Source organism: Teichococcus oryzae (assembly GCF_008386565.1).
In the GTDB taxonomy this organism is placed as follows: domain Bacteria; phylum Pseudomonadota; class Alphaproteobacteria; order Acetobacterales; family Acetobacteraceae; genus Pseudoroseomonas; species Pseudoroseomonas oryzae.
Window position 1 is genome coordinate 255,433 of the sequence record NZ_VUKA01000003.1, and the last position, 13,748, is coordinate 269,180.

The window sequence follows — 13,748 nt, forward strand, 5'->3', positions numbered from 1 at the left end:
TGGCCATTTGCTACGGCCTTGTGTGGTCAGCTGGGTGGCTGGCCGCGAAGCGCGTGCGGCCACCAATGATGTGCCGCTCGCCCGCGGTGCGGGCGGCGGCGCTGTCCCCATCGCGCAGCGCCTGCAGGATGGCGGCGTGCTCGACATTGGATTGGCGCATGTTCTCCGGCTGCAGCAGGGCGCGGCGGCGGAACAGGTGCAGTTCCTTGCCCAGGGCGCCATAAAGCTGCGCGGCGCGCGGATTGGCGGCGGCCTCGAACAGCGCCGCGTGGAATTCCAGGTTCAGCGCGTAATAGGCGGCGGCGTCATCCGCCTGCTCGGCGGCTTTCAGGTCCTGCATGATGCGCTCCAGCGGCATCAGCAGCTCGGGCGTGGCCCTTGCCGCCACGCTCGCGGCGGCATGGCCGGTCAGCGCCACGCGGATGTCGAAGACCTGCAGGGCTTCCTCGACGCTGATCTTGCGGACGTAGGAACCCTGGTTCACCACCGCCACCACCAGGCCGGAGCGCTCCAGCCCACGCACCGCCTCCCGCACCGGGCCGCGGCTGACGCCGAGCCGCGCCGCCAGCGCCTGCTCGTTCAGCCGCTCCCCCGGCTCGATCTGGCCCGACAGGATCAGCTGCTCGATCTCCTGCGCAACCAGCGAAGCCAGGGAGCGGGTGCGAACGATTTCCAGTGGCGTGACGAGCGGGGCTGACATTCCGGGAGCCTGCACGGGGCACCGGTTTTGTGTCAACTGAATGATGCAAACTGTCGACAGTCGACAAGAACCCGGCCTATCCTGACGCCAGCACCGGAGGAAAACCATGTCACAGCCTTCCACCGCCCTTTCCCGCTACACCGTGCTCGACCTGACGCGCGTCCGCGCCGGCCCCACCTGCGTGCGGCAATTGGCGGATTGGGGCGCCAAGGTCATCAAGATCGAGATGCCCGAGGGCCTGGATGGCGGCGACCCGATGGGCGGGCCGCGCCAGGGGCCGGATTTCCAGAACCTGCACCGCAACAAGCGCGGCATGACCCTGAACCTGAAGCAGCCGGCCGGCGTCGCCCTGCTCAAGCGCCTGGTGGAGCAGGCGGATGTGGTGGTGGAGAATTTCCGCCCCGACGTGAAGGAGCGCCTGGGAATCGGCTATGAGGCGCTGTCGGCCATCAATCCGCGGCTGGTCTACGCCTCCATTTCCGGCTTCGGGCAGGACGGCCCCTATGCCACCCGCCCGGGCTTCGACCAGATCGCCCAGGGCATGGGCGGGCTGATGAGCATCACCGGCCTGCCCGGCCAGGGCCCGGTCCGCGTCGGCATCCCCATCGCCGATCTGTGCGCCGGCATCTTCGCCGCCCAGGGCGTCATGGTGGCCCTGCTGGAGCGGGAAACCTCCGGCCGCGGCCAGTGGGTGCAGACCTCGCTGCTGCAGGCCCAGGTCTTCATGCTGGACTTCCAGGCCGCGCGCTGGCTGCAGGCTGGCGACGTGCCGCAGCAGGCCGGCAACAACCACCCGACCTCCATCCCGACCGGCGTGTTCCCCACCGCCGACGGGCACATGAACATCGCCGCCACCGGCAAGCGCATCTGGCAGCGCTTCTGCGAGGTGCTGGACCGCCGCGAATGGCTGGAGGACCCGCGCTACTCCACCAGCGCCGCGCGCAGCCAGAACCGGGACGCGCTGAACGCCGCCATCGCCGATGTGACGCGCACCGACACCAGCGCCAACTGGGTGGAACGGCTGAACGCCGCCGGCGTCCCCTGCGGCCCGATCAACACCATCGACCAGGTGTTCGAGGACCCGCAGGTGCAGCATCTCGGCATCGCCACCTATCTCAATGGCGGCAGCAACGCCCCGGTCGGCTATGTGGCGCAGCCCATGACGCTGAGCCGCACCCCCAGCGCCATCCACAGCCATCCCCCGGCGCTGGGCGAGCACACCGACGCCATTCTGGGCGAGCTTGGCCTTTCCGCGGCGGAGATCGCCACGCTGCGCGAACAGCAGGTGATCTGACAAAAGCGGGCGGCGGGGCCAATTGCCCCGCCGCCCGGATCGTTCCGGAGGCCGCGCCGGCTACAGCACCGGCGCGACCCGCTCCAGCGTGCGGTCGAGATGCGCGGCCAGAACGGCGGCCAGGGCGTCCCCGTCGCGCGCGGCCAGGGCCCGCACCATCTCCTCATGCTCGGCCACCGCGTCGGCCCATTTCTGCTCGCCGGCATTGCCGATGAAGCGGAGATGCTTCATGCGCGCCTGGATCGCCTCATGCGCCCAGGCCAGCGTTTCATTGCCGGACAGCGCCACGATGGCGGTGTGGACCGCCTGGTTCAGCTTGAAATAGGCCAGACGGTCCCGCGCCGCGTAGCGATCCATCATGGCGGCGTGCAATGCCTGCACCTGGGCGATGCCGGCCTCGTCCGCGGCGGCGCAGGCCAGCCGCCCGGCCAGGGTTTCCAGCGCCTTCAGCACCGCCAGGCTGTCGGCCGCATCCTTCAGCGTGAGGCGGCGCACCACGCCGCCGCGGGCCGGCACCAGTTCCACCAGCCCTTCCCCGGCCAGGCGACGGATCGCCTCGCGCAGCGGCGTGCGGGACACGCCGAGCTGGGCGCACAACACCACTTCGTTCAACCGCGTGCCGGGGGCGATGTGGCCTTGCGTGATCAGGTCGCGCAGCCGGGTCGCCACCTCGGCGGGCAGGGACTGGCGGATGATGGGGCCGGGATCGCCGGCGGCGGCGGATTGCGGCGGCACGCTGGGTTCTCGTTCTTCTGATGCGGCGGGCCCGTCTTGACGGCCCGGGACCGGCTTGTCTAGGACGCCATACTGTATGCAGTATGAAGCTGCACGGAAAGAACCGGGACAGGAAACGTCGGATGGGCATGCTGGACGCTTCAGGATTGAGGCCGCGCCTCGCCCTCGCCATGGGGGATGCCGCCGGGATCTCGCCGGAGTTGACGGCACGGATGCTGGCGGATGACGCGGTGCGCGCGGCCGCCGCCATCTTCGTGATCGGCGATGCGCGGGTGCTGGCCGAGGGCGCGAAGGTCGCGGGCGTCGATCTCGACATCGACATGGTGGCCGGAGGGGCGCCGCTGCCGGCGCAGCCCGGCCGCCCGTTGCTGATCGACCTCGGCCATTGCGATCCCGCCACGGTGAAGCTGGGCGAGGTGTCCGAGGCCGGCGGCCGCTTCGCCACCGAGAATTTCCGCCGCGCCCTCGCCATGGCCGTGGCCGGAGAGGTGGATGCGGTCTGCTTCACCCCCTTCAACAAGGCGGCGATGCGCCTGGTGACGCCGGGCTACGAGGACGAGATCGGCTTCACGGCCGAGGCCATCGGCTTCCACGGCGTGGCCAAGGAATTCAACGTCCTCGAAGGGCTGTGGAACGCCCGCGTCACCTCGCATGTGCCGCTGAAGGACGTGTCCTCCCTGCTCACCCGGGACACCATCCTCGACAACCTGAAGCTGACGCGGGACGCGCTGCGCGCTTCCGGCATCGAGCACCCGCGCATCGCGGTCGCGGCGCTGAACCCGCATGCCGGGGAAGGCGGCAATTTCGGCCGCGAGGAGATCGACGTCATTACCCCCGCCGTGGAAGCGGCCAAGGCGCAGCAGATCGGCTGCGACGGCCCCTTCCCTTCGGACACGGTGTTTGTGCGCGCCCGGCGCGGCGATTTCGACGCGGTGCTGACCATGTATCACGACCAGGGGCAGATCGCGATGAAGCTGATCGGCTTCGAGGCGGGGGTGACGCTGATGGGCGGCTTTCCCTTCCCGATCTGCACCGCCGCGCATGGCACGGCCTATGACATCGCCGGCCAGGGCAAGGCCCATCCGGGCGCCATGCGCAACGCCATGCTGCTGGCCGCGCGCATGGCGAGCCGCGGCCACGGCGCCGCGCCGGCCTGACGTGCCTCCGCGCGGAGACCCGGAACGCGGCCCGCGCCAATCAACGATCCATAGGGAGATCAAAGTCCGATGACGCTGTTGCCGAAGGCCGCCCTGGCGCTGGGCGCCGTGCTGCTCTCCACCCTGCCCGCCGCCGCGCAGCAGAGCTGGAAGCCGACCCGCCCGATCGAATTCGTCGTCACCTCGGGCGCCGGCGGCGGGACCGACGTGTTCGCCCGCGCCGTGCAGGCGGCGATCAACAAGCATGACCTGGTGCCGACCTCGGTGGTTGTCACCAACAAGGGCGGCGGCTCCGGCGTCGAGGGCTTCGTCTACGGCACCGGCGCCAAGGGCGACCCGCACAAGGTGATCTTCGGCACCAACAATGCCTGGACCCTGCCCATGGTGGCCAAGACCAGCTGGACCACCGACAACTTCACCCCCGTCGCCATCATGGCCTTTGACGAGTTCATGCTGTGGACCAAGGCGGACGGCCCCTACAAGACCGCCGCCGAATTCGTCGCCGCCGCGCGGGAAAAGCCGGGCACGCTGCGCATGGGCGGCAGCCAGACGCATGACACCGACCAGACGCTGACCGTGCTGATCGAGAAGGCGGCCAAGATCCAGCTGAAATACATCCCCTACCAGGGCGGCGGCCAGGTGGGCGTGCAGCTGGCGGGCGGGCATGTGGAAGCCAACACCAACAACCCGTCCGAAAGCATCGGCGGCTGGCGCGGCGGACAGGTGAAGCCGGTCTGCGTGTTCCGCAAGGAGCCCTTCCCGCCCGGCCCCAAGGTGACCGAGACGCAGGGGTGGTCCGACGTCCCGACCTGCGCCAGCCAGGGCATCCCGGTCGAGGAGTTCAACATGCCGCGCACGATCTTCCTGCCGCCCGGCGTGCCCGCAGCCGCCCAGGCCTACTGGGCCGACGTGTTCCGCCGCGCCAGCGAAACGCCGGAATGGAAGGACTACGTCGCCCGTACCAACCAGAATGGCCGCTTCGTGTCCGGCGACGAGATGCGCCAGGTCATCAAGAAGGAAGAGGCCGAAACGCGGGCGATCTTCGCCGAGGCCGGCTGGCTGGTGAAGTAAGGCCATGCTGACGCGCTTCCATCTGGAGCTGGGCTTCGCGGCGCTGGTGCTGCTGATCGGCGCCGTCGGGCTGATCGGCTCCTCGGGGCTGGATTTCGGATGGGGCGCGGACGGGCCGCAGGCCGGCTATTTCCCCTTCCGCGTGGCGTTGATCATGATCGCGGCGGCGGCGCTGGTGGGGGTGCAGGCCTTCGCCAACCGCGCCGCGCTGCGCCGTGTCGTGGTGGCCAAGCCTGAGGGGCTGAGGCGCGTCCTCGGCTTCGGCCTGCCGATCATCGGCCTGGTGATCGTGGCGCAATGGCTCGGCCTTTATGTCGCCATGGCGCTGTACCTGCTGGCGGTGATCCGCTGGCAGGGCCGGCGGCCCTGGCACACCGCCCTCGGCGTCGCGCTTGGCGTCACCATTGTCACCTTCCTGGTGTTCGAGCTGTGGTTCCAGGTGCCCCTGCTGAAAGGCCCCCTCGAAATCATGCTTGGCCTGGGCTGAGGAGCACGCCGCATGCTCGCCAATCTCGACGCGCTGATGCACGGCTTCACCGTGGCGCTGACCGGCTACCACATCATGCTGATGGTGGGCGGTGTTCTGCTCGGCATCCTGGTGGGGGTGCTGCCGGGCCTGGGGGCGCCGAACGGCGTCACGCTGATGCTGCCGCTGACCTTCAGCATGGACCCGGTCTCGGCCATCATCCTGCTGACCAGCCTGTACTGGGGAGCGCTGTTCGGCGGCTCCACCACCTCGATCCTGTTCAACATCCCGGGCGAGCCTTCCTCCGTCGCCACCACCTTCGACGGCTACCCCATGGCGCGCCAGGGCCGCGCCACGGAGGCGCTGACCTTCGCCTTCCTGTCCGCCGGCTTCGGCGCGCTGGTCGGCATCATCGTCATTACCCTGCTGTCCTCCGCCGTCGCCTCCTTCGCGCTGCGCTTCGGGCCGCCGGAATATTTCGCCGTCTACGCCCTGGCCTTCGCTTCCTTTGTCGCCTTTGGCGGCGGCGCGCCGGTCAAGACCATCGTGGCGCTCTGCCTCGGCTTCGGCTTCGGCATGGTCGGCACCGACACCGTGTCCGGCTCCATGCGGCTGACCTTCGGCCTGGATGAATTGATCCGTGGCATCTCCTTCCTGGTGGTGGTGATCGGGCTGTTCGGCCTGGGCGAGCTGCTGCTGACCATCGAGGAAGGCCCCGAATTCAAGGGCGCCTCCGGCCGCATCGATCCGCGCGCCATGCTGCGTGCCGCGGCGCGGATGCCGCGCTACTGGTTCGCCATGCTGCGCGGCAGCGCCGTCGGCGTCTGGATGGGCATCACGCCGGGCGGGCCGACCGCCGCTTCCTTCATGTCTTACGGCATCGCACGCCGCACCTCCCGCAACCGGGAGAATTTCGGCAAGGGCGAACCGGAAGGGGTGATCGCGCCGGAAACCGCCGACCATTCCGCCGGCACGGCGGCGATGCTGCCGATGCTTTCCCTCGGTATTCCCGGCTCCGCCACCGCGGCGGTGATGCTGGGCGGGCTGATGATCTGGGGGCTGAACCCGGGGCCGATGCTGTTCATCGAGCAGCGCGACTTCGTCTGGGGCATGATCGCCTCCATGTATCTCGGCAACGTCATCGGCGTGGTGCTGGTGCTGGCCACCGTGCCGCTCTTTGCCGCGATGCTGTCGGTGTCGTTCTCGATCATCGGGCCGATCATCGTGACCGTCTGCATGGTGGGCGCCTACACCGTGGCGGGCGCGCCCTTCGACCTGTGGCTGGCGGTGGCCTTCGGCGCGATCGGCTACATGATGAAGAAGCTCGACTATCCGATGGCGCCGCTGATCCTGGCCATGGTGATCGGCGACAAGGCGGAGGATGCGTTCCGGCAATCCATGCTGTCCTCCGGCGGATCGGTCGGCATCCTGTGGTCCAACTGGCTGTCGGGCACCCTGGTCACCCTGGCCATCCTGTTCCTGCTTTGGCCGTTCCTGGCCCTGTTGTTGGGCCGGCGCAACGCCGCCGAGGTGGCGATCAGCCCCGATGCCGGCCATGAGGAGACGCGCGCATGAACCACGAGATCCTGTTCCGCGACCTGCGGGACAAGCGCTTCCGCGTCGGCATCGCCGGCGCGAAGGGCGGCTTCAGCCGCACGCTGCTGGCGGCGCTGCGCAACGTGCCCCAGCTTGAGGTCGCGGCGCTCTGCGACCTCGACACGGATGGCGTCGAGGCGCTGCTGGCCGATCTCGGCTACGCCCCGGCCAGGCTGTGCGAGGACGCGGCGGCGGTGCGCGACGTCGCCGCCCCCGGCCGCCCCGTCCTGCTGCGCGACCATGCGCTGCTCGACGAGGTGCCGATGGACATCGTGGTGGAAGCCACGGGCCAGCCCGAGATCGCCGCGCGCATCGCCGAGCGCGCCATCCGGCGCGGCGTGCATGTGGCGATGGTCACCAAGGAAGCGGATTCCGTGGTTGGGCCGCACCTCAACGAACTGGCGAAGCAGAACGGCGTTGTCTACACCACCGCCGATGGCGACCAGCCGGCCAACCTGATCGGGCTGGTCACCTGGGCGCGGCTGCTCGGCTTCGAGGTCGTCGCCGCCGGGAAGTCCAGCGAATACGACTTCGTGTTCGACCATGCCGATGGACAGGTCGCCTGGACCGACCAGCGCTGCCAGGCGCCGGATCTCGCATCACTGTGGCATCTGGGCGACGACGTGGCCGGCACGCTGTCCCGCCGCTCCGCGGCCCTCGCGGCGCTGCCGCAGCGGGCCACCCCGGATTATTGCGAGATGAACGTGGTGGCCAATTCCACCGGCCTGCAGCCCTCGCGCGACGAGCTGAGCTATCCCGTCTGCCGCATCACCGAACTGGCCGACATCTTCATTCCCCGCGACGAGGGCGGCATCCTGGACCGCACCGGGGTGGTGGACGTGTTCAACGTGCTGCGCCGCCCGGAGGAAGTCAGCTTCGGCGGCGGCGTCTTCGTCATCCTGCGCTGCACTGACCGCGCCACCTGGGAATTGCTGCGGGAAAAGGGGCATGTGGTGTCGCGCAACGGGCGCTATGCCTGCGTCTTCCTGCCCTACCATCTGATGGGGCTGGAAACGCCGCTGTCGCTGCTGTCCGCCTGCGGCCATGGCCGCGCCTCCGGCAGCGACTGGCAGCAGGTGGAGGCGGTGATGGTGGCGCGGGCCGACCGCGACTTCCGTGCCGGCGAGTTCCTGGAGATGGGCGGCCACCACCATGTCATGACCGATGCCACGGCGCTGCTGCTGCCGGCGCGGGAGGCGGAAGGGCTCGCCCCCTTCTACCTTGCGGCGCATAAGAGGCTGCGGCACGATGTGCGGAAGGGCAGCATCCTGCGCGAGGCGGATCTTGAGCTGGATGGCTCCGACCTGGAGCGCCTGCGCCGCGAGATCCGGGTGGCGGTGCCCTGACAAGCATGACCGGGCGGGGGCGCGGGCCCCTGGCCGGCCGCGATTCCATGCCGGCGCCGCCGCTGGAAAGCCCTTGAAAACGGCGCCCGCCGGGACCAAAGTTCCAAAGCTGCAACATCTGGGAGGACACCCCATGGCCTGGAAAAAGCCCCGCGTGACCGAGGTTTCGCTGGCTCTCGAGATCAACTCCTACGCCTGCGCCGAACTCGGCTGAACATTGCCGCAGGCGGGAACCGGCTTGCCGCTTCCCCCTGCATCCGGCGATCACAAGGCCCCGCGCCGCGATCCGGCCGCGGGGCTTTTTGACAACAGGCGGCCAGCATGCTGCGTGCGATCATCCTGGGCTCGGCTGCTGGCGGCGGCTTCCCGCAATGGAACTCGGCCGGGCCTGGCTGCCTGCGGGCCCGCGCGGGCGATCCGGCGGCTCCGCCCCGCAGCCAGTGCGGCCTGGCCGTCAGCGCCGATGGCCGGCGCTGGGTGCTGTTGAACGCCTCCCCTGATCTCCGCGCCCAGATCCTCGCCACCCCCGCCCTGGCGCCCGCGCCGGAACAGGGCGGCATCCGGCATTCGCCGATCGCCGCCGTGGTGCTGACGGGGGCGGAGGTGGATGCGCTCACCGGCCTGCTGACCCTGCGGGAGCGGCATCCCTTCGCCCTGTATGGCGCCGCTCCGGCCCTGGCCGTGCTGCGCGACAACCCGATCTTCCGCGCCGTGGACCCGGCCATCGTGCCGCGCCGCGACCTGCCGCTCGACACGCCGCTGTTGCTGCGCGACGCGGCGGGGGAGGCGCTGGGCCTGACGGTGGAAGCCTTCGCCGTGCCCGGCAAGGTGCCGCTGTTCCAGGAACAGGACGGCGCCGATCCCGGCCGGGCCGAGGAAGGGGAAGCGCTGGGCCTGCGCATCACCGCCCCGGGCGCCTCGGCGCCGCTGCTGTTCATCCCTGGCTGCGCCGCGGTCACCCCGGCCCTGCGGGAACGTCTGGCGCAGGGCGGCTGCCTGTTGTTCGACGGCACGCTGTGGCGCGATGACGAGATGATCCTGGCCGGCGCCGGGCCCAAGACCGCCGCGCGCATGGGCCACATGGCGATGCGCGACAGCGTCGCCGCCCTGGCCGGGTTGCCGTTGCAACGCCGCGTCTTCATCCACATCAACAACACCAACCCCACCCTGCTGGCCGACAGCCCCGAGCGCGCCGCCCTGCGCGCCGCCGGCTGGGAGGTGGCGGAGGACGGCATGGAGATCGCGTTGTGAGCGCCGACACCACCCTGCTGAGCCCTGAGGAGCTGGAAAGCCGGCTGCGCGCCATCGGCGCCGAGCGCTACCACATCCTGCACCCGTTCCACCGCCTGCTGCATGATGGCAGGCTGGACAAGGGGCAGGTGCAGGCCTGGGCGCTGAACCGCTATTATTACCAGGCCTCGATCCCGGCCAAGGACGCCTCGCTGCTGGCTCGGCTGCCGACGCCGGAACTGCGCCGCGAATGGCGCCGCCGGCTGGTGGACCATGATGGGGACGGGGTGAAGCCCGGCGGCGTCGATCGCTGGCTGGCGCTGTGCGAGGGGCTGGGGCTGGACCGCGATTACGTGGTGTCGCTGGAAGGCATGCTGCCGGCCACGCGCTTCGCCGTGGATGCCTATGTCCGCTTCGTGCGGGAGCGCTCGGTGCTGGAGGCCGTGGCCTCCTCCCTGACCGAGATGTTCTCGCCCAACATCATCTCCGAGCGTGTTTCGGGCATGCTGCGCAACTACGACTTCGTCAACGAGGCGACGCTGGCCTATTTCACGCCGCGCCTGACCCAGGCGCCGCAGGACGTCGCCTTCGCCCTTGACTACGTCAAGCGCGAGGCCCGTACGCGCGCCGGGCAGGAACAGGTGCTGGCCGCGCTGCGCTTCAAATGCGATCTGCTGTGGGCGCAGCTCGACGCGCTGCATTTCGCCTATGTGGCCCCGGGCCTGCCGCCGCCCGGCGCGTTCCGGCCATGACGGCGCCCCTGCACCCCGGCAGCGTCCCCCGCCTGGCGCGCGGCATGAAGCTGCGCGAGGACAAGGCGCGGGGGCAATGGGTGGTGCTGGGGCCGGAGCGCATGTTCGTGCCCGACGAAACGGCGCTGGAAGTGCTGCGGCTGCTGGATGGCACGCGCAGCGTGGATGGCATGATCGACGACCTCGCCGCCCGCTACGCCGCCCCGCGCGAGGAGATCGCCGCCGACGTGCTGGCGATGCTGCGGGAGCTGGCGGAGAAAGGCGTGGTGCAGTCATGAACGCGGTCACCCCTGCCGGCACCCCTTCCGGCACCCCTCCCCTGGCGCCGCCGCTGGCCCTGCTGGCCGAGCTGACCCATCGCTGCCCTCTGCGCTGCCCCTATTGCTCCAACCCCGTGGAACTGACCCGCGTCGCGGCCGAGCTGGACACGGCCAGCTGGGCCCGCGTGTTCCAGGAAGCCTCGGCGCTGGGCTGCCTGCAGGTGCATCTGTCCGGCGGCGAGCCGACGGCGCGGCGCGACATCGCGGAGCTGGTGCGCGCCGCCGCCGCGGCCGGGCTGTACACCAACCTGATCACCGCCGGCGTCCTGCTCGACGAGGCGATGATGGCGAGGCTGGTGGAAGCCGGGCTCGACCATGTGCAGCTTTCGGTGCAGGACACCGAGCCTGGCTCGGCCGAGCGCATCGGCGGCTACCGCGATGCCCTGCCGAAGAAGCTGCGGGCGGCGCGGCTGGTGCGGGAAGCGGGGCTGGCCCTGACGCTGAACGCCGTGGTGCACCGGCAGAACCTCGACCGCCTGCCGGAGATGATCGCCCTGGCGCTGGAGATCGGCGCCGGGCGGCTGGAAGTGGCGCATGTGCAGTATTACGGCTGGGCCCTGGCCAATCGCGACGCGCTGCTGCCGACCCGCGCCCAGCTTGAAGCCGCCACCGCCGAGGTGCAGCGCGCGCGGGAGGCGCTGAAGGGTCGGCTGGTCATCGACTACGTGGTGCCCGATTACTACGCCAAGCGGCCGAAATCCTGCATGGGCGGCTGGGGGCGGCAGTTCCTGGCGGTGTCGCCGGCCGGACGGGTGCTGCCCTGCCATGCCGCCGAAAGCCTGCCCGGCTTCGACTTCCCCAATGTGCGCGAAGTTTCGCTGCGCGACGCCTGGGAGAATTCCGAGGCCTTCAACCGCTTCCGCGGCACCGGCTGGATGAAGGGACCCTGCCGCGACTGCCCGCGCGCCGAGATCGACTGGGGCGGCTGCCGCTGCCAGGCCTTCGCGCTGACCGGCGATGCCGCCGCCACCGACCCGGCCTGCGGCCTGTCGCCCGATCACGCGCTGCTGGACATGGCCGTGCGGGAGGCCGCCGCCTCGGAAGGGGACTTCACCTACCGGGTGATGGGGGCCGCGCCTCAGAAGGCGTAGCGCACCCGGCAATAGGGCATGTGCCGCGCCAGCAGGGCCTGGAAGCGCGCCAGCCACCGCCCCTTCCAGGGCGTGCGGTAGCGCAGGTTCACCTGCCCGCCTTCCGACCGCTTTTCTTCCTGGATGTCGGGGCGCCAGAGCAAGGCTTCCGCCTTCGGGTGCCAGGACAGGTTGACCTCGTGCAGGGCGGCGTTGTGGGTCAGCATGATGATCTCGGCCGCCAGATGCGGCTTCAGCGTGTCCGGCAGCGCCGCGTCAAGCTCCGCAAACAGCGCGCCCCACTCCGCTTCCCATCCCTCCCGCAGCACCACGGGCGAGAAATTCACCTGCACCTCGTAGCCGGCGCGGTGCAGCTCGGCCATGAAGCGGATGCGCTCGGCGACGGGGGCGGTGCGCACATCCAGCAGCTTCGCCAGGGCCGGCGGCATCAGGGACATGCGGATGCGCGTCTTTCCGCGCGGGTCGTAGTCCAGCAGCGCGGGGTTCACCCATTTGGTGGCGAAGCTGCCCTTGGCCCCTGGCAGGCCGCGGAACAGGGCAACGAGGTCGCGCACATTGTCGGACACGGCGGCATCCAGCGACAGGTCGCCATTCTCGCCAAGGTCGTAGACCCAGTCATGCGGATCGACCTGATTGGGCGCTGGCTTGGCGCCCTGCCGCGCCGCGTGGCGGGCAATGGCGGCGCAGATCTCCTCGATGTTGACGAACACGCTGACCGGGTTCGCATGCCCCTTGCGCCGCGCGACGTAGCAATAGGCGCAGGCCATGGCGCAGCCATTGGAGCTGGAAGGCGCGATGAAATCCGCCGAGCGCCCGTTCGGCCGGCACGCCATGCCCTTCTTCACGCCGAGCACCAGCACTTCCCGCTTGTTGCGCAGGTAATCGCCGGCATCGCCTTCCCGCAGCTCCGGAATGCGCCAGTGCGACGCCACGGGAACGCGCTCCGCATCCGGAAAGCGCGCCAGGATCTCGCGCCCGCGCGCATGGGCCTCCACCCCCGGCTCCAGGTAGATGCAGCGGATGTCGAGCAGGGGCGGGATGGCGTCGCGCAAGGTCAGCGGAACGCCCAGCGCAGCGTTTCGGCGATGCCGAGGGTGCCGGCGCGCACCAGGGGCTGCCGCAGCGGCGGCACATCCAGCCCGTGCATGCTCCGCGCCCAGCCCGGCAGAAGGTCAATCGCCGCCTGCCCCGCCAGCGCCTGCATGCGCGCCTTCACCGGATGGCCCGAGGGCTGCCGCAGAATCAGCCCCGCCACTTCCGCCGCGCGGGCGTCATGGCGCAGCGCGGGGCGCATGGCGCGGATCAGCCGCTCCGCCGCCGCCCGGCTGCGCGGCACCGGGTCGGCCCCCAGGGCTTCCGCCACCTGCGCCATCTCGGCGAAGTAGCGATCCTGGTCGGTGCCCGTCATGCGCGGCTCGGCATAGCGGATCCAGCCATTCAGGAAGCTGGTGGCCTCCGTCACATGCACCCAGGCCAGGGAAGCGGGATCATTGGCGGAATAGGGCGTGCCGTCCGGCAGGGTGCCGCGCACCCGGTCATGGATGCGCCGGACGCGGGCGATCACCGCCTCGGCCTCGGCGCGGTCGCCATAGGTGGTCTGGGCGATGAAGCGGGCGGTGCGGCGCAGCCGGCCCAGCATGTCCTGCCGGAAGCGGGAATGGTCCCAGACGCCAGCCAGCACGGCGGGGTGCAGCATCTGCAGCAGCAGCCCGGCCATGCCGCCCACCATCATGGAGGCGACGTCGCCATGCACGCGCCAGGCAACGGAGCCTGGCCCGAACAGCCCGTCCGGCTTGCGCACCACCGGCGCCTCGCCCTGGGCGCGGTCGTTGAACAGCCCCCTCACCTCCGCGATGATGGCCTGCTTGATCGGGCGCGCCATCGCCATGGGCAGAAGATCGGGGAACAGGCTGGCTGTCGGCTGGGACATGCGGAACCGTGACATAGGGTTCCCCGGATATGGGTTCGCCTGTGGAAGCTGTCACCGGTT

At 70.2% G+C, this 13,748-nt stretch carries 15 protein-coding genes; 11 read left to right on the top strand and 4 right to left on the bottom strand.

The window, feature by feature from the left end:
* Nucleotides 1-10: 10 nt before the first annotated feature.
* Entirely contained in the window at nucleotides 11-700 is a 690-nt protein-coding gene (locus F0Q34_RS09850; protein ID WP_241665418.1) for a GntR family transcriptional regulator, read from the bottom strand.
* Nucleotides 701-806: 106 nt separating this feature from the next.
* On the opposite strand from F0Q34_RS09850, the gene F0Q34_RS09855 reads away from it, so the two are divergent.
* On the top strand, nucleotides 807-1,994 hold the full coding sequence (locus tag F0Q34_RS09855; RefSeq protein WP_149812031.1) for a CaiB/BaiF CoA transferase family protein: 1,188 nt from the start codon (nucleotides 807-809) through the stop codon (nucleotides 1,992-1,994).
* Between the two features lie 60 nt (nucleotides 1,995-2,054).
* Here the strand turns inward: F0Q34_RS09855 and F0Q34_RS09860 are convergent, their stop codons facing one another.
* Entirely contained in the window at nucleotides 2,055-2,729 is a 675-nt protein-coding gene (locus tag F0Q34_RS09860; RefSeq protein WP_149812032.1) for a GntR family transcriptional regulator, read from the bottom strand.
* A 128-nt stretch (nucleotides 2,730-2,857) separates the two neighbouring features.
* Between F0Q34_RS09860 and F0Q34_RS09865 the strand changes: the two genes are divergently transcribed.
* The 10 genes from F0Q34_RS09865 (at nucleotide 2,858) to pqqE (ending at nucleotide 11,758) form a co-directional block, all read left to right on the top strand.
* Nucleotides 2,858-3,886: a 4-hydroxythreonine-4-phosphate dehydrogenase PdxA gene (locus F0Q34_RS09865; protein ID WP_241665419.1), complete on the top strand. Its 1,029-nt coding sequence runs from the start codon at nucleotides 2,858-2,860 to the stop codon at nucleotides 3,884-3,886.
* A 69-nt stretch (nucleotides 3,887-3,955) separates the two neighbouring features.
* Nucleotides 3,956-4,957 carry a Bug family tripartite tricarboxylate transporter substrate binding protein gene (locus F0Q34_RS09870; protein ID WP_149812033.1) on the top strand — a complete coding sequence of 334 codons (1,002 nt, stop codon included), beginning with the start codon at nucleotides 3,956-3,958 and terminating at the stop codon, nucleotides 4,955-4,957.
* A 4-nt stretch (nucleotides 4,958-4,961) separates the two neighbouring features.
* Nucleotides 4,962-5,444 carry a tripartite tricarboxylate transporter TctB family protein gene (locus tag F0Q34_RS09875; protein ID WP_149812034.1) on the top strand — a complete coding sequence of 161 codons (483 nt, stop codon included), beginning with the start codon at nucleotides 4,962-4,964 and terminating at the stop codon, nucleotides 5,442-5,444.
* Between the two features lie 12 nt (nucleotides 5,445-5,456).
* Entirely contained in the window at nucleotides 5,457-6,998 is a 1,542-nt protein-coding gene (locus F0Q34_RS09880; protein ID WP_149812035.1) for a tripartite tricarboxylate transporter permease, read from the top strand.
* Nucleotides 6,995-8,365, top strand: a complete 1,371-nt coding sequence (locus F0Q34_RS09885) for an NAD(P)H-dependent oxidoreductase (RefSeq protein ID WP_149812036.1) — start codon at nucleotides 6,995-6,997, stop codon at nucleotides 8,363-8,365. The genes F0Q34_RS09880 and F0Q34_RS09885 overlap by 4 nt, the downstream gene beginning before the upstream one ends.
* 133 nt (nucleotides 8,366-8,498) lie before the next feature.
* On the top strand, nucleotides 8,499-8,579 hold the full coding sequence (pqqA, locus tag F0Q34_RS22625) for a pyrroloquinoline quinone precursor peptide PqqA (RefSeq protein WP_149812142.1): 81 nt from the start codon (nucleotides 8,499-8,501) through the stop codon (nucleotides 8,577-8,579).
* 107 nt (nucleotides 8,580-8,686) lie between these two features.
* The gene (gene pqqB, locus F0Q34_RS09895) at nucleotides 8,687-9,616 is read left to right on the top strand and encodes a pyrroloquinoline quinone biosynthesis protein PqqB (RefSeq protein WP_149812037.1); all 930 of its coding nucleotides are present in this window, start codon (nucleotides 8,687-8,689) and stop codon (nucleotides 9,614-9,616) included.
* Entirely contained in the window at nucleotides 9,613-10,347 is a 735-nt protein-coding gene (pqqC, locus tag F0Q34_RS09900; RefSeq protein WP_241665420.1) for a pyrroloquinoline-quinone synthase PqqC, read from the top strand. The genes pqqB and pqqC overlap by 4 nt, the downstream gene beginning before the upstream one ends.
* Nucleotides 10,344-10,625, top strand: coding sequence for a pyrroloquinoline quinone biosynthesis peptide chaperone PqqD (gene pqqD / locus F0Q34_RS09905; RefSeq protein WP_149812038.1), 282 nt, complete (start codon nucleotides 10,344-10,346; stop codon nucleotides 10,623-10,625). Before pqqC ends, pqqD begins: the two co-directional genes overlap by 4 nt.
* Nucleotides 10,622-11,758: a pyrroloquinoline quinone biosynthesis protein PqqE gene (pqqE, locus tag F0Q34_RS09910; RefSeq protein WP_149812039.1), complete on the top strand. Its 1,137-nt coding sequence runs from the start codon at nucleotides 10,622-10,624 to the stop codon at nucleotides 11,756-11,758. The genes pqqD and pqqE overlap by 4 nt, the downstream gene beginning before the upstream one ends.
* Here pqqE and F0Q34_RS09915 read toward each other — a convergent pair.
* Nucleotides 11,746-12,810 (bottom strand): spore photoproduct lyase family protein, encoded by a 1,065-nt coding sequence (locus F0Q34_RS09915; protein WP_241665421.1) that lies wholly within the window; start codon nucleotides 12,808-12,810, stop codon nucleotides 11,746-11,748. The two genes, pqqE and F0Q34_RS09915, sit on opposite strands and share 13 nt — an antisense overlap.
* Before the next feature lie 2 nt (nucleotides 12,811-12,812).
* Nucleotides 12,813-13,688: an oxygenase MpaB family protein gene (locus F0Q34_RS09920; RefSeq protein WP_149812040.1), complete on the bottom strand. Its 876-nt coding sequence runs from the start codon at nucleotides 13,686-13,688 to the stop codon at nucleotides 12,813-12,815.
* Between the last annotated feature and the right edge of the window lie 60 nt (nucleotides 13,689-13,748).

Excerpts from the sequence above, each read along its gene's own strand:
- F0Q34_RS09850 (WP_241665418.1), bottom strand. The coding sequence starts at position 700 with ATGTCAGCCCCGCTCGTCACGCCACTGGAAATCGTTCGCACCCGCTCC.
- pqqB (WP_149812037.1), top strand. The coding sequence starts at position 8,687 with ATGCTGCGTGCGATCATCCTGGGCTCGGCTGCTGGCGGCGGCTTCCCG.
- F0Q34_RS09880 (WP_149812035.1), top strand. The coding sequence starts at position 5,457 with ATGCTCGCCAATCTCGACGCGCTGATGCACGGCTTCACCGTGGCGCTG.
- F0Q34_RS09875 (WP_149812034.1), top strand. The coding sequence starts at position 4,962 with ATGCTGACGCGCTTCCATCTGGAGCTGGGCTTCGCGGCGCTGGTGCTG.
- pqqA (WP_149812142.1), top strand. The coding sequence starts at position 8,499 with ATGGCCTGGAAAAAGCCCCGCGTGACCGAGGTTTCGCTGGCTCTCGAG.
- F0Q34_RS09885 (WP_149812036.1), top strand. The coding sequence starts at position 6,995 with ATGAACCACGAGATCCTGTTCCGCGACCTGCGGGACAAGCGCTTCCGC.
- F0Q34_RS09855 (WP_149812031.1), top strand. The coding sequence starts at position 807 with ATGTCACAGCCTTCCACCGCCCTTTCCCGCTACACCGTGCTCGACCTG.
- F0Q34_RS09870 (WP_149812033.1), top strand. The coding sequence starts at position 3,956 with ATGACGCTGTTGCCGAAGGCCGCCCTGGCGCTGGGCGCCGTGCTGCTC.
- F0Q34_RS09865 (WP_241665419.1), top strand. The coding sequence starts at position 2,858 with ATGCTGGACGCTTCAGGATTGAGGCCGCGCCTCGCCCTCGCCATGGGG.
- F0Q34_RS09920 (WP_149812040.1), bottom strand. The coding sequence starts at position 13,688 with ATGTCCCAGCCGACAGCCAGCCTGTTCCCCGATCTTCTGCCCATGGCG.
- pqqE (WP_149812039.1), top strand. The coding sequence starts at position 10,622 with ATGAACGCGGTCACCCCTGCCGGCACCCCTTCCGGCACCCCTCCCCTG.
- pqqD (WP_149812038.1), top strand. The coding sequence starts at position 10,344 with ATGACGGCGCCCCTGCACCCCGGCAGCGTCCCCCGCCTGGCGCGCGGC.